This window comes from Rhodococcus koreensis (assembly GCF_900105905.1).
Lineage (GTDB): Bacteria > Actinomycetota > Actinomycetes > Mycobacteriales > Mycobacteriaceae > Rhodococcus_F > Rhodococcus_F koreensis.
In genome coordinates, this window is sequence record NZ_FNSV01000005.1 from 7,671,760 (window position 1) to 7,694,141 (window position 22,382).

General features: G+C 69.0%; 21 protein-coding genes. 10 read left to right on the forward strand and 11 right to left on the reverse strand.

Features of this window, described 5'->3' with window-relative positions; all coding sequences use genetic code 11:
- The first annotated feature begins 59 nt into the window (after positions 1–59).
- From BLV94_RS39420 to BLV94_RS39430, 3 genes are read left to right on the forward strand one after another with little or no spacing between them, the layout of a single operon-like run.
- Positions 60–1,250 (forward strand): benzoate/H(+) symporter BenE family transporter, encoded by a 1,191-nt coding sequence (locus BLV94_RS39420; protein ID WP_143051458.1) that lies wholly within the window; start codon positions 60–62, stop codon positions 1,248–1,250.
- 7 nt (positions 1,251–1,257) lie between these two features.
- Positions 1,258–1,767: an O-acetyl-ADP-ribose deacetylase gene (locus BLV94_RS39425; protein ID WP_072945975.1), complete on the forward strand. Its 510-nt coding sequence runs from the start codon at positions 1,258–1,260 to the stop codon at positions 1,765–1,767.
- The gene (locus tag BLV94_RS39430) at positions 1,764–3,041 is read left to right on the forward strand and encodes a cation:proton antiporter (protein WP_072945977.1); all 1,278 of its coding nucleotides are present in this window, start codon (positions 1,764–1,766) and stop codon (positions 3,039–3,041) included. Before BLV94_RS39425 ends, BLV94_RS39430 begins: the two co-directional genes overlap by 4 nt.
- A gap of 47 nt (positions 3,042–3,088) precedes the next feature.
- On the opposite strand, the gene BLV94_RS39435 is transcribed toward BLV94_RS39430, so the two are convergent.
- The 6 genes from BLV94_RS39435 to BLV94_RS39460 all read right to left on the reverse strand — a co-directional run bounded on the left by BLV94_RS39435 (position 3,089) and on the right by BLV94_RS39460 (position 7,812).
- Positions 3,089–4,540: a nucleobase:cation symporter-2 family protein gene (locus tag BLV94_RS39435; protein ID WP_072945980.1), complete on the reverse strand. Its 1,452-nt coding sequence runs from the start codon at positions 4,538–4,540 to the stop codon at positions 3,089–3,091.
- Positions 4,541–4,550: 10 nt separating this feature from the next.
- Positions 4,551–5,444 (reverse strand): factor-independent urate hydroxylase, encoded by an 894-nt coding sequence (gene pucL / locus BLV94_RS39440; protein ID WP_083395815.1) that lies wholly within the window; start codon positions 5,442–5,444, stop codon positions 4,551–4,553.
- 2 nt (positions 5,445–5,446) lie between these two features.
- The gene (gene uraH / locus BLV94_RS39445) at positions 5,447–5,791 is read right to left on the reverse strand and encodes a hydroxyisourate hydrolase (RefSeq protein ID WP_072946167.1); all 345 of its coding nucleotides are present in this window, start codon (positions 5,789–5,791) and stop codon (positions 5,447–5,449) included.
- A complete protein-coding gene (gene uraD, locus BLV94_RS39450; protein WP_072945983.1) occupies positions 5,788–6,297 on the reverse strand; it encodes a 2-oxo-4-hydroxy-4-carboxy-5-ureidoimidazoline decarboxylase in 510 nt (169 codons plus the stop codon). Before uraD ends, uraH begins: the two co-directional genes overlap by 4 nt.
- Before the next feature lie 230 nt (positions 6,298–6,527).
- A complete protein-coding gene (locus BLV94_RS39455; RefSeq protein ID WP_072945984.1) occupies positions 6,528–6,995 on the reverse strand; it encodes a DUF6328 family protein in 468 nt (155 codons plus the stop codon).
- Position 6,996: 1 nt separating this feature from the next.
- Entirely contained in the window at positions 6,997–7,812 is an 816-nt protein-coding gene (locus tag BLV94_RS39460; RefSeq protein WP_072945985.1) for a shikimate 5-dehydrogenase, read from the reverse strand.
- 85 nt (positions 7,813–7,897) lie between these two features.
- On the opposite strand from BLV94_RS39460, the gene BLV94_RS39465 reads away from it, so the two are divergent.
- The gene (locus tag BLV94_RS39465) at positions 7,898–9,472 is read left to right on the forward strand and encodes a molybdopterin-dependent oxidoreductase (protein ID WP_072945986.1); all 1,575 of its coding nucleotides are present in this window, start codon (positions 7,898–7,900) and stop codon (positions 9,470–9,472) included.
- Positions 9,473–9,485: 13 nt separating this feature from the next.
- Here BLV94_RS39465 and BLV94_RS39470 read toward each other — a convergent pair whose 3' ends face one another.
- From BLV94_RS39470 to BLV94_RS39480, 3 genes are all read right to left on the reverse strand, one after another.
- Entirely contained in the window at positions 9,486–10,187 is a 702-nt protein-coding gene (locus tag BLV94_RS39470) for an HNH endonuclease family protein (protein ID WP_072945987.1), read from the reverse strand.
- A gap of 65 nt (positions 10,188–10,252) precedes the next feature.
- Positions 10,253–10,570 (reverse strand): hypothetical protein, encoded by a 318-nt coding sequence (locus tag BLV94_RS39475; RefSeq protein ID WP_012688484.1) that lies wholly within the window; start codon positions 10,568–10,570, stop codon positions 10,253–10,255.
- Between the two features lie 73 nt (positions 10,571–10,643).
- The gene (locus tag BLV94_RS39480; RefSeq protein ID WP_072945988.1) at positions 10,644–11,546 is read right to left on the reverse strand and encodes an NADP-dependent oxidoreductase; all 903 of its coding nucleotides are present in this window, start codon (positions 11,544–11,546) and stop codon (positions 10,644–10,646) included.
- A 374-nt stretch (positions 11,547–11,920) separates the two neighbouring features.
- Here BLV94_RS39480 and BLV94_RS39485 point away from each other — a divergent pair, with 374 nt between their 5' ends.
- The 6 genes from BLV94_RS39485 (at position 11,921) to BLV94_RS39510 (ending at position 21,483) form a co-directional block, all read left to right on the forward strand.
- Complete coding sequence (locus BLV94_RS39485) at positions 11,921–14,752, forward strand: DEAD/DEAH box helicase (RefSeq protein WP_072945989.1); 2,832 nt, start codon at positions 11,921–11,923, stop codon at positions 14,750–14,752.
- Positions 14,749–15,522, forward strand: a complete 774-nt coding sequence (locus tag BLV94_RS39490) for an SWIM zinc finger family protein (RefSeq protein WP_072945990.1) — start codon at positions 14,749–14,751, stop codon at positions 15,520–15,522. Before BLV94_RS39485 ends, BLV94_RS39490 begins: the two co-directional genes overlap by 4 nt.
- 60 nt (positions 15,523–15,582) lie before the next feature.
- Positions 15,583–18,594 (forward strand): ATP-binding protein, encoded by a 3,012-nt coding sequence (locus BLV94_RS39495; RefSeq protein WP_072945992.1) that lies wholly within the window; start codon positions 15,583–15,585, stop codon positions 18,592–18,594.
- A 48-nt stretch (positions 18,595–18,642) separates the two neighbouring features.
- Positions 18,643–20,067 (forward strand): FAD-binding oxidoreductase, encoded by a 1,425-nt coding sequence (locus BLV94_RS39500; protein ID WP_072945994.1) that lies wholly within the window; start codon positions 18,643–18,645, stop codon positions 20,065–20,067.
- An 80-nt stretch (positions 20,068–20,147) separates the two neighbouring features.
- A complete protein-coding gene (locus BLV94_RS39505; protein ID WP_072945997.1) occupies positions 20,148–20,627 on the forward strand; it encodes a DUF1990 family protein in 480 nt (159 codons plus the stop codon).
- Positions 20,628–20,739: 112 nt separating this feature from the next.
- Positions 20,740–21,483 (forward strand): GntR family transcriptional regulator, encoded by a 744-nt coding sequence (locus tag BLV94_RS39510; RefSeq protein ID WP_072945999.1) that lies wholly within the window; start codon positions 20,740–20,742, stop codon positions 21,481–21,483.
- Positions 21,484–21,506: 23 nt separating this feature from the next.
- Here BLV94_RS39510 and BLV94_RS39515 read toward each other — a convergent pair whose 3' ends face one another.
- Entirely contained in the window at positions 21,507–21,971 is a 465-nt protein-coding gene (locus tag BLV94_RS39515; protein ID WP_072946000.1) for a PTS sugar transporter subunit IIA, read from the reverse strand.
- Positions 21,968–22,279, reverse strand: a complete 312-nt coding sequence (locus BLV94_RS39520; RefSeq protein ID WP_143051459.1) for a PTS sugar transporter subunit IIB — start codon at positions 22,277–22,279, stop codon at positions 21,968–21,970. Before BLV94_RS39520 ends, BLV94_RS39515 begins: the two co-directional genes overlap by 4 nt.
- Positions 22,280–22,382: the final 103 nt, after the last annotated feature.

The following is a 22,382-nucleotide window of genomic DNA, read 5'->3' on the forward strand; positions in this document are numbered from 1 at the left end:
CCGTCCCGACCCTAATGCCACGGATCGTCTGCACCACGCGTCGGGCAGAATCGCGTCCTATGTCTGTGCCCGACAGTGATGTGCGTTCACCGGATTCCGCCGCCCAGCCGATCAGCGCCGGAATCGTCACCGCTCTGGTGGGCTTCACCAGTTCGTTCGCGGTCGTACTCACCGGGCTGACGGCGGTGGGCGCGAACTCCGCCCAGGCCGCGTCGGGACTGCTGGCGCTGTGTGTGACGCAGGCGCTGGGGATGCTGTGGATGGCGCGGCACTACCGCATGCCGATCACCCTCGCGTGGTCGACGCCGGGCGCGGCTCTGCTCGCCGGGGCGGGAACGGTGAGCGGCGGGTGGCCCGCCGCGGTCGGGGCGTTCGCCGTCGTGGGGGCGGCGGTGATCCTCACCGGGCTGTGGCCGCGGCTGGGACGGCTCATCGCGGCCATCCCCCCGGCACTGGCGCAGGCGATGCTCGCGGGAGTACTGCTGCCGCTGTGCCTGGCGCCGGTGCTGGCGTTGCGTGACGCCCCGCTCGCCGTTGCGCCCGTCGTCCTCGTGTGGCTGGTTCTGCAGCGGTATTCGCCGCGGTGGGCGGTCCCGGCCGCGTTCGCGGCTGCCGCGGTGGTGATCGCGGTCGGTCTCGTCTCCGGCAGCGACACCCTCGACACGAGCGCGCTCCTGCCGAGGCTCGACGTCACGGCACCGGCGTGGACGTGGCAGGCGATGGTCGGGATCGCGATCCCGCTGTACATCGTGACGATGGCGTCCCAGAACATTCCCGGCACCGCCGTCATGAATTCCTTCGGCTACCGGGTGCCGTGGCGGCCGGCCATGCTGGTGACCGGTGTCGGGACCCTCGTCGGCGCCCCCGCGGGTGGGCACGCCATCAACCTCGCCGCCATCAGCGCCGCCCTCGCCGCCGCGCCGTCCGCGCACCCCGACCCGCGGAAACGCTGGGTCGCGGCGTTCACGGCGGGCTGGGCGTACCTCGTGCTCGCGGTGTGTTCCGCCGCGGTCGCCGCACTCATCGCCGCGGCGCCCGAGGGCGTCGTGGAGGCCGTCGCCGGACTCGCCCTCCTCGGCACCCTCGGCGGCGCTCTGGCCTCCGCCCTCGACGACGTCCGCGAACGGGAAGGCGCCGTCGTCACGTTCCTGATCGCCGCCTCGGGGGTGAGCATCCTCGGCATCGGGTCCGCATTCTGGGCGCTGGTCGCCGGACTGATCGTGCGGGTCGCGGTGGGCTCGCGGCGATAATGGACACATGACCACCATCGAGGTAGTGCAGGGTGACATCACGACGGTCGAGGTCGACGCGATCGTCAACGCCGCCAACTCCGGACTGCTCGGCGGCGGTGGCGTGGACGGCGCCATCCACCGGGCCGGTGGCCCCGAGATCCTCGCCGAATGCCGGCAACTGCGGGCCACCACATTGCAGGACGGACTGCCGGCGGGACAGGCGGTCGCGACGACGGCGGGCCGGTTGCCCGCCCGATGGGTGATCCACACGGTCGGCCCCGTCTATTCCGCTTCGGACGATCGGTCGGCCACCCTGCGCAGCGCGTATACCGCGAGCCTGGCGGTGGCCGCCGACCTCGGCGCGCAGTCCGTCGCGTTCCCGCTGATCTCGTCCGGGGTGTACGGCTGGCCCGCGGACGACGCCGTCCGGCAGGCGGTCGGCGCCGTCCGGGAATCGGACTCCGGGATTCCGCGGGTGCTGTTCGTGGCGTTCGACGCGCGGATGGCGTCTCTGCTGCGCGGCGAGGTGGGGTGACTGCGCTGAACACCGATCTCGTGTATCTGACGGCTGGACTGGCTCTTCTGCTGGCAGCCACCGTTCCAGGCCTGTTCCAGGACCGTGCCGTCTCGGCACCGCTGATCGTCCTGGCGGTCGGAGCGGGGGCCGGCCTGTTTCTCGGCAAGTCGGGCACCGACACCCTGTCGCCGGCACTGCATCCCGCTGTGACGGAACACCTGAGCGAAACCTGCGTCATCGTCGCCTTGATGGGTGTGGGACTGGCGATCGACAGGCCACTGGGCTGGCGGACGTGGAATTCGACGTGGCGTCTGCTGCTGATCGCGATGCCCTTCGGTATCGCCGCTGTCGCGGTGCTCGGCTGGTGGGTGGCGGCATTGACCCCCGCCGTCGCGATCCTGCTCGGGGCCGTCCTCGCGCCCACGGACCCGGTTCTGGCGTCCGACGTGCAGGTGGAAGGTCCCACGTCGGGCGGCGAGTCCCATCGGGAGGACGACGAGGTCCGGTTCGCGCTCACCTCGGAGGCCGGGCTCAACGACGCTCTCGCCTTCCCGTTCGTGTATCTGGCACTGTTCATGATCGGCAAGGGGCCGATCGAGCAGTGGATCGTGCAGTGGGTGGCCTGGGAGCTGATCGGCAAGGTCGTCATCGGCGCGGCCCTGGGGTGGATTGCCGGTGACCTGTTCGGTCGCGCGGTCTTCCGCTTCCCGATCGCACACATGCGCCTCGCCGAACGCAGCGAACCCATCTTCGCGCTCGCCGCCACCTTCGCCGTCTACGGACTCACCGAACTGGCCGGGGGATACGGGTTTCTCGCCGTCTTCGCCTGCGCCGTCGCCATCCGTCGGACGGAGCGGGCCCACGAGTATCACGCCGAGATGCACAGCCTGATCGAGCAACTCGAACACGTGCTCACCCTCGCCGTCCTGCTCCTGCTGGGCGTGGCACTCACGTCCGGACTGCTGGCCGAACTGACGTGGGGCGGGGTTCTCGTCGCGGCGGCCCTCGTGTTCGTCATCCGGCCGGTGGTGGCATGGCTTTCGCTGCTGGGCTGCGAGGAGATGTCCGGCCCCGAGCGCCGGGTCACCGCATTCTTCGGGGTTCGCGGAATCGGGTCTATCTTCTATCTCGCCTACGCCGCCGCGGAGGCCGGCGTGGAGAACGAGAAATGGTTGTGGTCGACGGTGGCCTTCACGGTCGTCCTCTCCGTCCTCGTCCACGGGGTGAGCGCGACGCGGGTGATGCGCCTGCTCGATCTTCGTCGGGAAGGCGGTGCAGTCGCGGACCGATAGCGTCGCGACTGCACCGCCCGACCAGCGTGTTGTGGTGGTGCGATCCTTCACTCGTTGCGCACGGCGGAGGTGCGCGCCGTGTCTGCGGGATGCCCAGTGTCTGCCGGGTGCGCCGTGTCCTCGGCGCGGTGGACGGCGACGGGAGGCGCCGCCGACACCACCGACGGCGTGGGCCGGTTGCCCGCCTTGATCTCGTTGAACAGGATGTTCAGTAGCACCGCGACGATGCTCGCCGCGCTGATTCCCGAGTCGAAGACGATGTGCACCCACTCCGGGAAGGCCGAGTAGAACTCGGGCACCGCGATCGGGATGACGCCGAATCCGAGGGCCACCGCGACGATCACCAGGTTCAGGTTGCCGTCGTACGACACCTTGGACAGGGTGCGGATTCCGCTCGCGGCCACCGAGCCGAAGAGCACGATCCCGGCGCCGCCGAGGACGGGCAGCGGCACGGACGCCACCAGCCGACCGAGGATGGGGAACAGCCCGAGAGCGAACAGGACCGAACCGCCGGCCGCGACGACGTACCGGCTCTTGATCCCGGTGATCGCGACGAGTCCGACGTTCTGGGCGAACGCGCTGGCCGGGAACGTCCCGAACACCGGCGCCACGGTGGTGGCGAGCATGTCGGCGCGGAGTCCGTCGCCGACCCGGCGAGCATCTACCTTCGTCCCCACGATCTCGCCGACCGCGAGGATGTCCGCGGTCGTCTCGGTCATGATCACCAGGATCACGACGGTCATCGAGATGATCGCGCCGATCTGGAACAGCGGGGTGCCGAACGAGAACACCTGCGGCAGTTCGAAGATCGCGCCCTTCCCGACCGCACTGAAGTCGGCCTTGCCGATCAGGGCGGCGAACAGGGTACCCACCACGATGCCGATCAGGATGGACAACCGCGACAGGGTGCCCTGGACCAGTCGGCTCACCAGCAACACGACGAACAGGCTGAACCCGGCGAGTCCGATGTTGGACATCGATCCCCAGTCCGGGGCCTTGGCGTTGCCGCCCATCGCCCACCGCACCGCGACCGGTAGGAGGGAGATGCCGATGACCGTGATGATCGACCCGGTGACGACGGGTGGGAAGTAGCGGACGATCTTGCAGAAGAAGGGGCTGATCAGCAACCCGATGACGCCTGCGACCATGATGGCCCCGAACACGGAGCGCAGCCCGCCCGGACCGGCGGCCACCGCCACCATCGTCGACACCGAAGCGAAGGAAATGCCCTGCACCAGGGGGAGTTTGGCGCCGAAGAAGGGAACGCCGAGGGTCTGCAGCAAGGTGGCGGCGCCGCTGACGAACAAGGCCGCCGACACCAGCAGGCCGATCTCGAAGCCGGTCAGTCCGGCGGCGCCGCCGACGATCAGGGGAGGCGCGATCACGCCGCCGTACATGGTCAGGATGTGCTGCAACCCGTAGATGTACGACTTTCCGAGCGGCAAACGCTCGTCTTCGGGTCCGGTCGTTCCGGCGACCCGATGTCCGATCCGCTTCATCGCCGCGCTCCTAGCAGAATCCGGGAACGGAATCCCAGGCGCGGCCGGCGTCGGGAGCGTCCTCGCGCTCGACGGTCGCCTCGATCAACCCGTAGGGGCGGTCGGCGGCGAAGAACACCTCGCCGGGGTTGTCGAGTCCGAACGGTTCCAGGTCGACCAGGAAATGGTGCTTGTTCGGCATCGAGAACTTCACCTCGGCGATCTCCGGATGCGCCTCGAGGACCGCCGAACCCATCTGGAACAGCGACTGCTGCAGCGCAAGCGAATGGGTTGTGGCGAACGCCTCCAACATGATTGCGCGCACGTTCTCGAACGTCTTGTCGAAGTCGACGTCGGTGGTGAGGTACCGCCATCGGGCGCTCACCGACGTCGCGAGGATCCGGTCGGACGTCTCCTGCAGGGTCGTGTACCTGTCCTTCGGGTATCCGCGGAACTCCGAACCCGTCGACTTCAACACCACCATGTTGCTGAGACCGGACACGATCCACGTCCGGTCGCCGTCGACGGTGACCACGGTGTTCCGTCGTTCGTCGCTGGATCGGACGAAGGAATGGTCGTGGCCCTCGCCGTCGACCGGGATCCGCGCCCACGAGTACTGCTCGATCTCCCACCGCCCGCCGGTGATCCACTCGAACTCGCCGGTGAAGTGCTTCCCGAGTCGCATCGCGAACGACTCGATCGCGCCGACGCCGTCGCGAGCGAACGCGTACACCGTGTTCTTCTGGGTGTCCGTGGCCACGACGTGCGCGTTGTCGCCTTCGGTGTGTACCGCGTCGAGGTCTCCGCGCAGTTGCGAAGTGACGGTGACGTCTTCGATCTCGTGTCGCTTTGTGTCCCGGGTGATCTTGACCAACCGGACTTCCGCCTTGCCGTACTGGTTCTGGCCGAGCACGATCTTGCTCATGATTAGCTCCCTCGGTAGGTCGAGTATGCGAATGGACTGAGAAGGACAGGTACGTGGTAGTGCTGTTCGCTGTCGGTGAGGGCGAACGTGATGGTGATGTCGGGGTAGAACGTCGGACGTCCCTTCGCGGCGAAGTAGCGTCCGGTGTCGAACACGATCCGGTAGGTGCCCGGCTCGAGACGGGCAGGTCCCAGAGCTGCGGCGCGCCCGTCGTCGTCGGTGACGGCGTCGGCGACGGTGACCCAGGCGGACTCTCTCAGGACCGCCAGCGTGACCGGCACCTCCCGCGCGGGCATGCCTTCGGCCGCGTCCAGCACGTGGGTGGTGACCTGGCTGACGTCGCTCATGCGTCCAGCATCCCGGCGAGCCGGAGTGCGGCGATGTCGCGCAGTTCCTTTGCGACAACGGCCAATTCGCCGGCCTCGTCGTTGACCAGCCTGCGGTCGAGGGCGGTGAGGACGTCGGACGTGCTGCGCCCGGCGGCGCGGATCAGGAAGACCCGTCCGAACTTGTCCTCGTAGGCACGGTTGCCGTCGGTGAGCCGCTTCCTGGCGGCAGCGTCGGACGAATCGACGTTCGACTGTTCCGAGCGGGCCAGGTGCGCCTCGGCGCCGTCGCCGCCCGGGGGTTCACCGATTCGGGGGTGGCGGGCGAGGGCCAGTTCTATCTCCTCGGCGGAGAGCGGGCCGGCCCCCGTCCTGACCGCGGTGAGCAACGAGGCGCGATCGGGGTACGGCCGGGCGGAGACGAGTTCGTCTGCCCACCGGGGGATGTCCAGGCAGATCCGCGCCCATTCCGTCGCCTCGGACTGTGACGCCTCGTTGAATCGTTGGAGTCCTGCATCGAAAACCATGCGACCCTTCTTCCACAATGCGAAATAATGATTCCGTATAGAGAAGCGTGACAGGGGTCACAATTCGTGTCAAGACCCAAAATTGAATTAATCCAGATTCGGACATGGGTGGGTTTACGGCCGACCAGGGGGCGTGACGGGTCCCGGGTGCGGTGGTGGGGGAACCACCTGCGATGAGAAAACGTTGTCGGGCAACAGCTCACGGACAACGGGACGCGGTACGGCGGGACCTACTCCTCGCCGTCGGCGTGGTGATTGAAAAGACGGGGCAACACGAACCACAGCGTCGCGAACATCAGCGCGGCCGCCACGCCGATCACGATCGCGCCCGGACCGCCCACTGCCACTTCGGCAATCAGGATCACGGTGCCGGTCATGGCGGCGGCCAGAAATCCGATACCCCACAGCGCGAACAGGTTGGCCTTGCGCAGGATGTCGGCCCGGCGGCCCTGACGGAACAGCACGCGATGCCAGACCGCCGGGGCGATGAGGAGCGCCGAGGACACCGTCGTCAGGAGCACCGTGACGAGGTGCAGCATGCGGAGGCCGAACGACTGCTCCTCGTACGCCTCGGTGAAGGCGACCGCCAGGAGGAAGGCGAACAGGATCTGCACACCGGCCTGCGCGACACGGAGTTCCTGCAGCAGCTCGCTGAAATTGCGGGCGAGCCGCTGCGCGGGTGTCTCGGCGGTGCTCACCTCACGACCGTGAATACTCGGAGGCCCTGCGGATCTCTTCGGGAGACGGGCGCACGCCGGTGTAGAGGACGAACTGTTCCGCGGCCTGCAGCGCGATCACCTCGGCGCCCGTGATGACGGTCTTGTGGCGTTCGGCCGCAGCCCGGATCAGTGGCGTTGCGGCGGGCATCGCCACCACGTCGAATACGGCCTCCGCCGCGTCGATCGCGTCGAGTTCGAATGCCAGATCCTCGGCCTCGAGACCACCGGCCATTCCGATGGGGGTGGCATTGATCAGCAGCCCCGGTCGCGCCGCGCCCAGTTCGGGCTGCCAAGCGAATCCGTACTGCTTCGCGACGGCGCCGCCGGTCGTCTCGTTGCGGGCGATCACGGTGACGTCGGTGAACCCGTAGTCGCGCACGGCGGCGACGACGGCCTTGGCCATGCCGCCGCTCCCGGCCACCGCCACCGAGAGCGAGTGGGGCAACACGTTGTCGCGCAACAGGTTCGCGATGGCCTGGTAGTCGGTGTTGTAGGCGTGCAACGCCCCGTCCTCGTTGACGACCGTGTTGACGGACTCGATGACCGACGCCGATTCGTGCATCACGTCGACGTAGTCGATGATCTGCTCCTTGAACGGCATGGAGACACCGGCGCCGCGGATCCCCAGCGCCCGGATGCCGCCGACCGCAGCCTGGAGGTCGTTGGTGGTGAAGGCTTTGTACACGAAATTGAGGCCCAGCTCGCCGTACAGATAATTGTGAAACCGGGTGCCGATGTTGCTCGGCCGGCCGGAGAGCGAGATGCAGAGAAGAGTGTCTTTGTCGAGCTGGTTCATCCGGTAAATACTAGTGGTGGGCTCCCATCCGTGCGCGTTCTCAGCTCCGAATACACGGTGACGACCGCAAAGGAGCAAGTCTGCGATGACTACCACGATCGGTGACCGGCACGAGGCGGCGCGGACGCCACGGAGACGGCGGCACCTGTTCTCGCGCGCGCTCGCCGGAGTGATCGCCGCCGGCATGGTACTCGGAGTGGGCGAACTGCTGGCGGCGCTGATCGACCCGAATGCGTCGCCGTTCTACGCGGTCGGATCGACGACGGTGGACCGCAGCCCCGCCTGGGCCCGCGAGTTCGCGATACACACGTTCGGCACCAACGACAAACCCGCGTTGTTCGTGGGCATGACGATCCTCATCGTGCTCCTCGCCGCAGTCGCGGGGATCGTCGAGCGCCCCCGCGCCCCGTTCGGCAGCGCAATCCTCGCGGTGCTCGGGCTGGTGGGAATCGTGGCCGCGACCCAGCGTCCCGGCGCCACCTGGATGTATGCGCTGCCGACAGTGGTGGGCGTCGTCGCCGGTATCGCGGTCCTGCGGGTGCTGACGGCCACCGCGCGGGCTCCCGAGAACTCGGATTCCGAGGATTCGTGGTTGCCGCGCCGCACTTTTCTCCTGTTGGCGGCGGGAGCCGCCGCGACGGCCGCGGCCGCGGGAGCCGCGGGCCGGTACCTCGGGCAGCAGGTCGCGGGCGCCGTGGACAACCGCCGCGCCTTCGCGGTTCCCGGGGTGACGGACCGGGCGGCCGCGATCGTTCCGGGCACCGACATCGGCGTGCCGGGCGGCACCCCGTTCGTCACGTCGAACGAGGACTTCTACCGGATCGACACCGCCCTCCGGGTGCCGCGGCTGACGACGGACGACTGGCAACTGCGCATCCACGGCATGGTGGACCGCGAACTCACCCTCTCGTGGGACGACCTGATCGCACGCACACCCGTGGAACGGCTGATCACGTTGACGTGCGTGTCGAACGAGGTCGGCGGAAACCTCGCAGGCAACGCCACGTGGATCGGCTACCCCATCAAGGACATCCTCGACGAGGCAGGCGTGCACCCCGACGCCGACATGCTGCTCTCCACGAGCAGCGACCACTTCACGGCGGGCACCCCGGTCGCGGCGCTGCGGGACGGACGCGACGCGATTCTCGCGGTGGCGATGAACGGTCAGCCGCTGCCGTTCGAACACGGTTACCCCGTGCGGCAGGTCGTCCCCGGTCTCTACGGCTACGTGTCGGCCACCAAATGGGTGGTGGAGTGGGAACTCACACGATTCGACAAGGCCGAGGCCTACTGGACGAAGCGCGGATGGTCCGCGGAAGGTCCGATCAAGACCGCATCCCGGATCGACGTGCCCGCCCCGTTCGCACCCACCGCGCCCGGCCCGGTACTCGTCGCCGGAACCGCATGGGCGCAGCACCGCGGCATCGAGAAGGTGGAGGTACGGGTCGACAACGGCGCATGGCAGACCGCGACCCTCGCCCCGCAGTACAGCATCGACACCTGGCGGCAGTGGACGTGGGAGTGGGAGGCCGTGTCCGGCCTGCACACACTCCAGGTGCGCGCCACCGATCTGGACGGCAACGTGCAGGTGGAGGAGCGGACGCCGCCGGTCCCGAGCGGCGCCACCGGCTGGCACACCCGGTCGTTCACCGTGGCATGAGGCGCCGAGACGATCACGGACACCGCTCCGCCACCTCGGCGAGCGCGTCGCGGTCCGCCTGCGTCACCGGAAGTCCGTACTCCACCGCCACCGAGAGGTACTTGCCCGCGTAGAAGCAGCGGTACGCCGGGTTCGGCGGCAGCCAGTCCTGCGGGGTCTGGTCGCCCTTGTCCTGATTGTCGGCGCCGTTGACGGCCAGCAGGTTGAACGTGACGTCGTTGGCGAACCGGAGCCGGCGCTCGGGCGGCCACGTCGACGCGCCCATGTCCCACGCCGCTGCCAGCGGGTAGACGTGGTCGATCTGGACGGCTTTCGCGTCCGCCCGGTCGAACGGGAGCACCTCACCGGAGTACGGATCGGCGAGGACCCCGCTGAGCACCACGCAGTCGCGGGTGCCGTCGCGGAAGATCACCGAGCGGAGATCGATCGCCAGAACGTTGTTGCGGGTGTCGCACCCGTCGTGGCCGCCCGCGGCGTCCTGGTCGTCGGTCCAGGCCGGTCCGAAGACGCACAGCTCCCGGCCGGAACACCCGCGCTGGTATCCGCCGGGGTGCGGACGGGATTCGACCGTGGCGACCCGCCCGAGCAACTCCTCGATGTGCGCGCGCGGCGGGCTGCCCGGTGCGGGACTGTCGCCCAGGTCGAGCAGCGACACTCCGCAGCCACCGGCCGACAGGATCACGGCCAGCCACGCCGTCACGTACAGAAGTCTCATGCGTCCCCCGGCGCTCGAAAACTCTTCCCCTACCGTCCAGGAGTATGCACCGGGCCCCCGACAGGTCAGCTGAAGGGCAGGCGCACCGCGGCGATCGACGACACGTGCGTGCCGTCGTGACCGATGACCCAGGAACCGCCGCTCTGTCGGCATTCGGCCAGCAGGTCGAGCGTGCGCAGGAGGAAGAAGATCGCCTCGCTGGCGACGGGGGTGACCGCAAGCCGGTGCGCCTCACCGTGTTTCATTCCGTCGAGCCACACACCCGACTGCCCGTCCAGGCGAATGGTGACGATGTGGGTGGCATCGACGAAGGCGTACTTCCGTTGCTCCCACGGGGTGGTGAGCGCGTACCCCTGTTCGAGAACCTGGATCAGGATGCTCATGGCCGACTCCCGAGAGTTTCCGGCAGCTACGTCTCTCCAGCATCTACCTCGGGCCGGGTGAAAGCCAGACCCGCTAACCGAACTCGATCACGACCTTGCCGCTCGTGTGACCGGATTCGACCGTCGCGAGAGCGTCACCGGCGTGCGCGAACGGGTACCGGTGGGCCACCCGCGGGTCGAGGGTTCCGTCGGCCACCAGCGCGGCCACCTCCGCGAACACCGCGGACGTGCGGCGCCGTTCCACTCCCGAGCCGCCGAGATCCCGTGCCGCGAGTGGGTCGCCGACACTGATGATCGCCGCCGGATCCGTCACCACCCGCGCCGCCTCGGCCAGCGCGGCACCGCCGACGAGATCGAAGACGGCGTCCACCGGGCCGGGCACCCGTTCGGCGAGTCCGTCCCCGGACGCCACCCACGTGGCGCCGAGCGATTCGACGACCTCCCGTTTGCCCTCGCTCGCGACCCCGATCACGGTGACGTCCCGGGCCGCGGCCAACTGCAGCGCCGCCACCCCCACGCCACCGCCCGCACCGACGACGAGCAATCGGCTGCCGGGAGCCAGGTCCAGGGTCGTCAGCGCGTCGTACGCGGTCCCCGCCGCGACGGGTAGCGTGGCCGCGTCGGCGAACGAGACCGCGTCGGGCTTGTGTGCCGCTGCGGCCGTGTTGACCAGGGTGTACTCGGTGTATCCGCCGAAACCGGTGGCGGTCGCCCCGAACACGGCGTCGCCGACCGCGAACCCGGTCACCCGGGGGCCGACGTCGGCCACCACACCCGCGACCTCCCGGCCGAGAACCGCGGGAAGGGTGACCGGGACCGTGTCCTTCCGCGTTCCCGCCCGCACCTTCCAGTCGGCGGGATTCACGCCTGCCGCGTGGACGGCGACCAGCAGCTGTCCGGGGCCGGGGGAGGGAACGGGGACGTCGAAGAACTGCTGCGTCTCGGGGCCGCCATATTCGCTGAAGCCGTATGCCATGCTCACGCCCACAGTCCTATCACGAACTTCGTGCCCGGATCCGGGCACGAAGTAGGCCCGCCGAACGGAGTCGGCGGGCCTACTTCGTGAGAACTCAGGAGCCGAACAGGCTACCCAGGGAGCCTGTGCCTCCGCCGCCTCCGCCGCCGCCCATCAACGGTCCGAGGACCTGGATGAGTTGAACGAGAACCTGCAACATCTGTGTCGCATCCATTGTGTCTTCCTCCGATCACTGCGATCTACCAACGGCAGCGATCCCGGTCGATACCGGCGTGGACAGCCGCCACCTCGTTCATCGGTGGAATCTCGTCGAGGGTTACAGCCGCCGAGCAGGGATTTCTCCGACTGTCGGTTGTGCCTGATTGGATGGGTGCATGCTGCACGGCCTCTGGACACCCGGTTCGGGTCTCATGCTGTGGGTCGAGGACCGGAATCCGGCCGCCGCGGAGCCGACCGACGCGGTCGGGCGGGTGCTCGCCCGGAAGTTCCGCCATCACGTGAAGGTGCCGATGCCGACGCCGTCGGGTCCGGAGATGCTCGAGTGGGCGGCGGTCGCCCTCGCGCCGCCGGACGCGACCGACTTCCTGCTGTCGGTGTCGGCCCGCGACCCCCGGATCGCCGGGGATCTGCGCTACCTCGCCCACGTGGCGCGCGGCGTCGAGCGCTGGGTGCGTGCGGGACGCGTGGTGCCGGAGGTGCACCGGGCGGAGGGCGGATGGTGGCCGCGATGGCGGCTCCTCGGCGGCGAACGGCAGCGTGCGTGGCTCACGGAACTGTCGGTCGCGATGCCCCCGGTGCAGCGCCACGGAACCACCCCGCGGGCGGTGCTCGACGACATGGTGACCGAGTTGACCGACCCCGTTGCCCGGCGGGTCCTGGGCGGCAGGCACCCGGACGATTCCGGCACCGCACCGGAGCATCCGCTGATCGACGCGCTGGTTCGGGGTGAGGACTTCGCCGAGGGCACCGCCCAGCTGGCGGGTTCCCTCGACGGGTGGCGGGACAGCCTGAAGGTGGACGAACCCGAACTGGTGCTGCGACTGCTCGAGCCGGAAGACGTGGACGTGGAGGGCGATTGGGACCCGGACACGGTGTTGTGGCGGCTACAGGTGTGCCTGCGCCCGGAAGGTGAAGCGCCGGTGCCGATTCCGCTGCACCGGACGGAGGCGAGCCGCCTGCAGACCGGTGTTCGCAAACTGACCGAGGCCGTCGCCGCCTACCCGCGGCTGCAGGACGTCCCGAGCGACCCCGACAGTCTCGACCTGATGCTGCCCACCGCGGTGGTCATCGACCTCGTCGGGCACGGTGCGGTGGCGTTGAAAGAGAAGGGCATCAGCCTGCTGCTGCCGCGGGCCTGGAGTGTGGCGTCGCCGTCGATGCGACTGCGGGTGAGCTCGCCCAGCACCCCGGCGAGCGCGGAGAACCGGTCCGTCGGCAAAGACCAGTTGGTGCAGTACAACTGGGAACTGGCACTCGGCGACACGGTGCTCACCGCCGCGGAGATGAACCGGCTGGTCAATGCGAAGAGCGATCTCGTGCGGCTGCGCGGTGAGTGGGTCCGGGCCGATCAGGACGTGCTCTCCCGCGCCGCGCGGTACGTCGCGGAGCGGCACGGCAGCGGCGACCGCGCCATCGTGGACCTGCTGAAAGATTTGATCGCGGACGATCTGTCCGATCTCCCCGTCGAGGAGGTCACCGCCACCGGCTGGGCGGCCGCGCTGCTCGACGGCGACATCAAGCCGCAGGACGTGCCGACCCCGGACGGGTTGGACGCCACGCTGCGGCCGTACCAGAAGCGGGGGCTCGACTGGCTGGTGTTCATGAGCCGCCTCGGGCTCGGGGCGGTCCTGGCCGACGACATGGGTCTCGGCAAGACGCTGCAGTTGCTCGCCCTGCTCGCACACGAGAACGCCGCCACGCCCACCCTGCTGGTGTGCCCGATGTCGGTGGTCGGCAACTGGCAGCGTGAGGCGGCACGCTTCGTTCCCTCGCTGCGGGTGCTGGTGCACCACGGTCCGCAGCGGCTGAGCGGTGACGACCTCGCCGCCGCCGTGACACAGAGCGACCTGGTGATCACCACGTACGCGCTGCTCGCCCGCGACGTCGCGCAGCTGAAGGAGCAGGACTGGCGGCGGGTGGTGCTGGACGAGGCGCAGCACATCAAGAACGCGAAGACCGGGCAGGCGCGGGCGGCCCGCAGCATTCCGGCGGAGCATCGGGTCGCGTTGACGGGCACTCCGGTCGAGAATCGGCTGGACGAACTGCGCTCGATCCTCGATTTCGCGAATTCGGGCATCCTGGGTTCGGAGGCGATGTTCCGCAAGCGTTTCGTTGTGCCGATCGAGCGGGAGCAGGACGAGACGGCCGTCGCCCGGCTCCGCGCCGTCACGTCCCCGTTCGTGCTGCGCCGCGTCAAGACCGATCCCGCCGTCATCGCCGACCTCCCGGACAAGTTCGAGATGACCGTCCGCGCCAACCTCACCGCCGAGCAGGCCGCGCTGTACCGGGCGGTGGTCGACGACATGATGGCGCAGATCAAGGACAAGAAGGGGATGAAGCGCAAGGGCGCCGTCCTCGCCGCCCTGACCAAACTCAAACAGGTGTGCAACCATCCGGCGCATTTCCTGCGCGACGGGTCGGCGGTGATGCGGCGCGGACAGCACCGCTCCGGCAAGCTGGGGCTCGTCGAGGACATCCTCGACTCCGTCGTGGCAGACGGCGAGAAGGCGTTGCTGTTCACCCAGTTCCGTGAATTCGGTGATCTCGTCACCCCGTACCTCGCCGAACGTTTCGGTACCCCCGTACCGTTTCTGCACGGGGGTGTTCCGAAGCAGAAACGCGACGACATGGTGGCCTCGTTCCAGAGCGACGACGGGCCGCCGATCATGATGCTGTCGCTGAAGGCCGGCGGAACAGGGCTGAACCTCACCGCGGCCAATCACGTCGTCCACCTCGACCGGTGGTGGAACCCGGCCGTCGAGAACCAGGCCACGGGCCGCGCGTTCCGGATCGGCCAGCGGCGGGACGTGCAGGTGCGCAAGCTCGTGTGCGTCGGCACCCTGGAGGAGCGGATCGACGCGATGATCGCCACCAAACAGGAGTTGGCGGATCTCGCCGTCGGGACGGGCGAGAACTGGGTGACGGAGATGAGCACCGAACAGCTGGGCGAACTGCTGCGGCTCGGCGACGAGGCGGTGGGCGAATGACGAATCGGCGCCCCGGACCGTACTTCGGTCAGTACGGCCGGCGACGACCCGTGACGGGCGGGCTGGAGGCACGGTCCCAGCGGGGATCGTTCGGCCGCACGTGGTGGGGTCGCGAATTCGTCGACATCATCGAGTTCGTCGCCGACAAGGGCCGGATGAGCCGCGGTCGGAGTTACGCGCGCAGCGGTCAGGTGATCTCGCTCGAGATCGCAGGCGGAATGGTGACGGGGGAGGTTCAGGGCAGTCAACTCCAGCCGTTCGTCGCGACCGTCTCGATCGATCGCCTCGACGAGTCGGAGATCGCCGAACTGGTCGCGGTGGTCCGCAGGCAACCGGGCAGCCTGGCGATGCTGGCGGGCGGCGGGGTTCCGGAGGTTCTCGGCCCCCTGTTGCTGCCCGCCGGGGCGTCCGCGCTGAACTACGACTGCACCTGCCCGGACGACGGGTGGCCGTGCAAGCATGCGGCGGCGGTCGCGTACCTCGCCACCGAGCGCATCGACGAGAACCCGCTCGAGATCCTGACGTTGCGCGGCGTCGATCTGGACATGCTGATCGAGGGCGTCGGGGGCGACTCCTCCGAATCCGATGTCGACGACTGGTTCGGGGACGAGTCCTCGTTGCCCGGACTGCCCGACGCCGACTTCCGGGCAGCGATCGACGACCTCGACCCGCTCCTGCTGCGGAAGGCGATCCGCTCGGTCAGTGAGGACGAGCGTGCGGTGGACGCCGCGATCCGGGAGCTGAAAGCGCTGTACCAGCACTTCCGCTGACCGTGCGATGATGAATGACGCGGAAGCTCGCCTCGTTTCGCGACCGGGAGCTGGTCAGTCATGGTGACGGTCTACCTGCTCGGCGAGCAGCGCGTGTCGAACCCGGAGGACGACGGGGCAGGCACCGTCTCGTCACGGGCGATCGCGCTGCTGGCCTATCTCGTGCTGCACGCCGGTCTCGCCCAGTCCAGGACCCGTCTCGCCGGGCTGTTCTGGCCCGAGTCGAGCGAGCAGCAGGCTCGCACCAACCTGCGGCGGGAACTGCACAACCTCCGTGGTCTCCTGGGGTCGGATGGTGCGCCGACCGCGGACGGGCCGACGCTGACGTGGACGGACTCGCCGTCGTGCCGGGTGGACGTCGACACGTTCCGCAACGAGCGGGCGGCAGCCCTCGCCGCCCTCGCCGATTCCGACACCCCGGCATTTCTCGAACACGCGGACTGCGCGATCGACACCTATCGCGGTGACCTCATGCCTGGGGCGTACGAGGACTGGGTCCTCGACCATCGGGACGTGCTGCGCCGGGAGTGCGTCGAACTCTGCGAGGCGACGGTGCGGGTGCTGCGGGACTCGGGTGAGGTGGAGGCGGCGACGACGTGGGCGCGTCGGCGCATCCAACTCGACCCGCTGGCGGAGGCCGGGTACCGGACGCTCATGGAACTGCAAGCCGCATCGGGTGACCGGGCGGCGGCGATGACCACGTATCACCGGTGCGCGGCGGTGCTGGAGACCGAACTCGGGGTCGCGCCGGGCGCCGCGACCACCCGGCTGTTCGACAACCTGCTGGGCGAGCAACCCGCCGCGGCTCCCCGGCGCGAACGCGTTCGGACGGCGATGCCCGCCCTGATCGGGCGGGAGCGCGAATGCGCGGAATTGCAGCGGCGGTGGCGGCAGGCCCTCGACGGCAGGCAGGGGCTGGTGCTCGTCTCCGGTGACGCGGGGGTCGGCAAGACCCGGTTGACCACCGAACTCGCGGAGATCGCTCGTGCCGACGGGGCAGTGGTAGCGACGGCGCGGTGTTTCGGACTGCCGGGCCGCGTCGCGCTCGCCCCCGTCGCCGAGTGGCTGCGCAGCCCGGAGTTTCGGTCGGCGATCGGGTCGCTGGATCCGTTGTGGAGGGTCGAGGTCGAGCGGCTGGTCCCGAGCGTCGAGTCCGCGCCGCGGCCGGCGACGTCCCGGGCGATGGTCGACGCATGGCAGAGGCACCGCTTCTTCGAGGGGACGGCGCGCGCGGTGCTGTCGCCCGGCCGGCCGGTCCTGCTCGTCCTCGACGATCTGCAGTGGTGCGACGCGGAGACGACGGCGTGGCTGGCGTTCCTGCTGTCCCTCGACACCCATCTGCGGGTACTGGTCGCGGCGACCGCCCGCACGGACGAGGCGCAGTCCCGCCGCGACGTGAGGGACGCGTTGCGGGCCCTCCGGTCGGCGCGACTGGTCACGGACGTCGAGGTGGACCCGTTGACCGCGGACGGGACCGTCGAACTGGCGAGGTCCCTCGGTGGCCGGGTGCTGGATCCTGCGGAGGAGGCGGTCCTGTACGCCGCGACCGCGGGCTACCCGCTGTACGTCGTGGAGGCCGCCAGGATGGTGCCGGGCACGGATGCGACCGGGGGCGGCGGGGGCGCCGGCAACCTCGGCGAGGTGTTGGCCCGGCGACTCGGGCAGTGCTCGGAACCGGCCCGGGACGTCGCAGGCCTCGCCGCGGCCCTCGGCGCGGATTTCGATCTGGACCTGCTCAGCGAGGCGAGCGACCTGGACACCGATTCCCTCGTGCAGGCGGTGGACGAACTGTGGCGGCGCAGGATCGTCAGGCCGGCGGGCACCGGGTACGACTTCGTGCACGACTTGGTCCGGGAGGCCGCGTACCGCTCGGTCGGTCCGCCGCGACGCTGGCTCCTGCATCGGCGTCTGGCGCAGGGACTCGAACTTCTGCACACCGGCCGCACCGACGACGTGGCCGGGCAACTCGCCGAGCAGTATCGGCGCGGCGGCCGCCCCGACCGTGCCCTGCATTATCTGCAGCGCGCAGCCGAGGTAGCGGCAGGCGTGTTCGCGAACGCCGACGCCCTGCGGCTCTTCCGGGACTGCCTCGACCTTCTGGAGGCGATGCCGGTGGGCCGCAACCGGGACGCTCACGAGGTCGACGTGCGCCAGGGCATGTCGGCGCCGCTGACCACCCTGTACGGATACTCCGACCCTCAGCTCGAGCGGACGCTGGACCGCACCATGGAGTTGGGGCAGCGACTACGCAGGCCGAAGGTGGTGCTCGGTGCGCTGATCGGATTGTTCGCGGTCCACTTCGTGCAGGGGCACACCGCGCACGCCTACGGGCTCGGCGTGCGTGCCCTCGAACTGTCCGCGGCGGATCCGGAATTCGAGGGTCAGGCGCATTTCGCGGTGGCGGGCGGCGCCCTCGGTCTCGGCAGGCCGAGGGAGGCGATCGAACATTTCGACATCGCGCAGCGATCGTTCTCGGACGACTATTCGTTCATCCTCGGAACGCGGCTCGAGGTGCATTGCCACGCGTGGAAATCGCACGCGTACTGGATGATCGGCGACGAGCAGGCGGCCGTGCAGGCGTCCGCGGATGCCCTCGAGCTGGGCAGGGCCTGCGGCCACCCGTACAGTCTCGCGGTGGCGCTGGGGTACGCGTCGGTGCTGCATCAGGTCCGGGGCGACGACACCGCGCTGCTCGCCTCGCTGACGGAGTTGCGGCAGCTGTGCGAGCGCTACCACTTCGCCTACTACAGCCAGTGGTCTCAGATCCTCGAAGGCCGGCTTCTCGGCGGCGAACCGGGAATCGCGAAGATCCGCGACGGGCTCGCCGCGTTACGACGGCAGCGGGCGTTCGCGCGGATGCCGTACTGGCTCTCGTTGCTGGCGGAGGTCCAGATCGACGCCGGGTCGGTGGACGCCGCCCGCGCCACCCTCGATGCCGCCCTGATCGCCGCTGAGCAACACGACGACCGGTGGTGGTTGCCTCAGGTCCTGCGACTTCGTGCGGACGTCGGACCGTTCGCGGGTGGGGTTTCGGCGCGAACGGTGCGCGAACGCCCGATTCCTACGGTGTGAATTACCAGGCACTGCCCGTTCCGGGGCCGCCGATCCGAGGAGAAGGTCATGAGCACCACCACCAGTTCGACACCGACGACGTCACCGCCTTTCACGGAACTGGCCGCGTCTCTGCGCGGAGAGTTGATCATGCCCGGCGACGCCGGCTACGACGACGCGCGGGCCGTGTACAACGCCATGATCGACCGTCGTCCCGCGGCCATCGCGCGGTGCGCCAACGCCGCGGATGTCGTCGCGTGCGTGCGGTTCGCGCGCGAGCAGCACGTCGAGCTCGCGGTTCGCGGAGGCGGACACAACGCGGGAGGACTCGGCGTGTGGGACGACGCCCTCGTGATCGATCTGTCGGGTATGCGCGGGACCACGGTCTCGCCCGCCGACCGGACCGTCCGGGTCGACGGCGGGTGCACCTGGAGCGACGTCGACCATGCCACCGTGCCGTTCGGCATGGCCACCCCGTCCGGGTTCATCGCCTCCACCGGTGTCGGCGGGCTGACGCTGGGTGGCGGGATCGGCTACCTGACGCGCCGTTTCGGTCTCACGGTGGACAACCTGCTCTCCGCCGACGTCGTCCTCGCCGACGGCACCCTGGTGACGGCGAGCGAGCGGTCGCATCCGGACCTGTTCTGGGCGCTGCGGGGCGGCGGCGGGAACTTCGGTGTGGTCACGTCGTTCCAGTTCGCGTGTCACGAGATCGGCGACCACGGAAATGTCGTCGGCGGGCCGGTGCTGTACGACCTGGAGGACACCCCCGACGTGATGCGGTGGTACCGCGAACTCCTGCCCTCACTGCCCGAGGAACTCAACGGCTGGATCGGCCTGCTGACCATTCCGCCGGCGCCGCCGTTCCCCGAGGAACTGTGGGGCCGCAAGGCGTGCGGCATCATCTGGTGCTACACCGGCGACCCGGGCAAGGCCGACGCGGTGCTCGAACCGATCCGCGAATTCGGTAATCCACTGCTGGTAGGGGTCGGCGAAATGCCCTTCACAGCATTGCAATCGGCCTTCGACGCACTGTACCCGGCGGGATTGCAGTGGTACTGGCGCGCAGACTTCGTCCGCGAGATCTCCGACGAGGCCGTCGACATCCACCTGGAGTTCGGCCGTCGGCTGCCCACCGGCCATTCGACGATGCACATGTATCCGATCGACGGCGCGGCGACGCGGGTGGCCGAGGACGGCACGGCGTTCGCGTACCGGGACGGCGGCTGGGCGGGCGTGATCGTCGGGGTCGACCCGGATCCGGCGAACGCCGAGGTCATCACGGACTGGGCCAAGCAGTACTGGGAGGCCCTCCACCCGACGACCGCGGGCGGGGCGTACGTCAACTTCATGATGTCCGAGGGTGAGGACCGGGTGCGTGCCTCATACCTCGGCAATTACGACCGGTTGGCGCAGGTGAAGGCGAAGTACGATCCGGACAACCTCTTCCATGTGAATCAGAACATCCGTCCCGCGGCCCGGTCGGAGCAGTAGGCTGGGCGACCTCCCGACCGAGAGGATCGACCGTCATCAGTACCTCCGGAGACGACCTGCCCGCGTTCACGTACCCGGAGGTGGGTGCGAGCCGCGAGGTTCCGTTCCCGGCGGGATACCACCATCTGCGTGAGCAGAAGGTGATCGGTGACGGGGCAGACGCATTCGACGCGGCCGCCGCCCACCTGTGTGCCTGGGGGATGCACCGCGGCGCGGGGCTCGAGGTGCGGGCCGAGGCTCCGACCGCCGTGCCCGGCTCGTCGGTCGAACTGCGCTGGGGGATCGGTCCGTTCCGGCTGACGTTCTCCTGCCGGGTCGTCTACGTGCTCGACGATCCGCAGCGCAAGGGCTTCGCGTACGGCACGCTGCCGGGTCATCCCGAGCGCGGCGAGGAGAGCTTCGTCGTCGAACAGCGGCCGGACGGCACCGTCGTCGCGACCGTGTCGGCGTTCTCGAAACCGGGGCGGTGGTTCACGCGGCTCGGCGGCCCCGCTGGCCGGGTCGTGCAGAAAGCGATGACGCGCAGGTACCTCGAGGCGCTGGCCGCCGCGGCACGGTAGGCCCGGGCGCCCGGATCACGTATTCTCGGTGTTGGACCGGACCGGACGGGACCTTTGGAGTCCGACCGACTGATCCGATGTGTCCGACCCTGACAGAGCTGGAGCCGCCGGCATGATGCCCGTACATCTACGCGACAGCGTGATTCCGAAGCACGAGCAACTCCGTGCCATCCTGCTGCACAAGTGCACCAAGGAACTTCAGCCCGGCGACCTGATGACCAGTGAACGAAAACTGATGCAGGACTACGGTGTCAGTCGCATCACGGTTCGCGAGGCGATCGGGCAGCTCGTCAACGAGGGGCACCTGGTCCGGGTCCGTGGCAAGGGCACGTTCGTGGCGCATCGTCCGGTGCAGTCGAAACTCCACTTGGCCTCGTTCACCGAGGAGATGCGGGCGCAGGGCCACAAGCCGACGACGGTCGTGCTGCAGAGCGAGGAGGACGCGGCGCCCGAGGCCACCGCGAAGGCCCTGCGGATCGCACCGGACACCAGCGCCTACCACGTCAAACGGCTGCGGCTGGCCGACGGCGAACCGGTCAGCGTCGACGACGGCTGGTTCAACGCCGCACTGCTTCCCGGCCTGCTGGACCTCGACCTCACCGGGTCGATCTACCGGGCCACCGCCGACCGGTACGGCATGCCGATCGACCGGGCCGAGCAGACCGTCAGCGCCGACGGCGCTAGCCAGGAGATCGCGACCCTGCTCGGCATCAAGAAGGGCGCCCCGGTGATGTACTTCGACCGGGTGTCCTTCAGCGGCCCCACACCGGTCGAGCACACCCGCAGCTGGTACCGGTCCGATCGCTACCAACTGCAGATGGAAGTTCAGGGGGAGCGGACTCAGCGCAGCGTCTGAGCCCGGCAGCCCTGGCCCTGCTACTACTGCGCCGCCCAGGCGAACAGGACGTCGCCGGTGGTCACGTCGGACCCGATGGTGTCGGTGGACACCGAATCCGGCTTGGAATCCATCACCACGATCGGGCAGACGGCGGAGTACCCGGTGCCGTCGATCTCGGTCGGATCGAACCGCACCACGGGGTCGCCGGCGTCGACCTCGTCGCCCTCCGCCGCGAGCAGGGTGAACCCCTCGCCCTTCAGCTTCACGGTGTCGATTCCCAGGTGCACCAGCACGCCGCCGCCCGCCGAGCCCAGGATGACGAATGCGTGCGGGTGCAGTTTGAGGATCTTGCCCGAGATCGGCGCGAGCACGTCGAGGGCGCCGCGGTCGCGTGCCGGCTCGATCGCGACTCCGGAACCCACCATCTGTCCGGCGAATACGGGGTCGGGCACATCGGCCAGGGCGAGCACCCGACCGGGCAGTGGTGCCTGCACGGACAGGCTCACAGGATGTCCTCGATGTCCTCGGCCAGGGTGTCCGCCTCGGGGCCGACGATGACCTGGACGACGCTGCCCGCCTTCAACACCCCGTGGGCGCCTGCGGCCTTGAGCGCGGCCTCGTCGACCTTGGCGCCGTCCTTGACCTCGGTGCGCAGCCGGGTGATGCAGGCCTCGATCTCGACGATGTTGTCGGCACCGCCGAGGCCGCTGATGATTGCGTCCGCTTTGGACATCGGTTCTCCCTCGTAGTTCGTGTTTGCGCTGCAGGTGATGGTGAGGAATGAGTTAGCTGGATCACATTTGCCTGTTGACATCCTGTGCTCACCTGGTCAAACTAGCAACTGGTTATGACCGGACAGTACCCGTTGGGGGTGCTGGTCCACAATAGTTTTCCCGAAGCCGTACGACGCGCTCGCC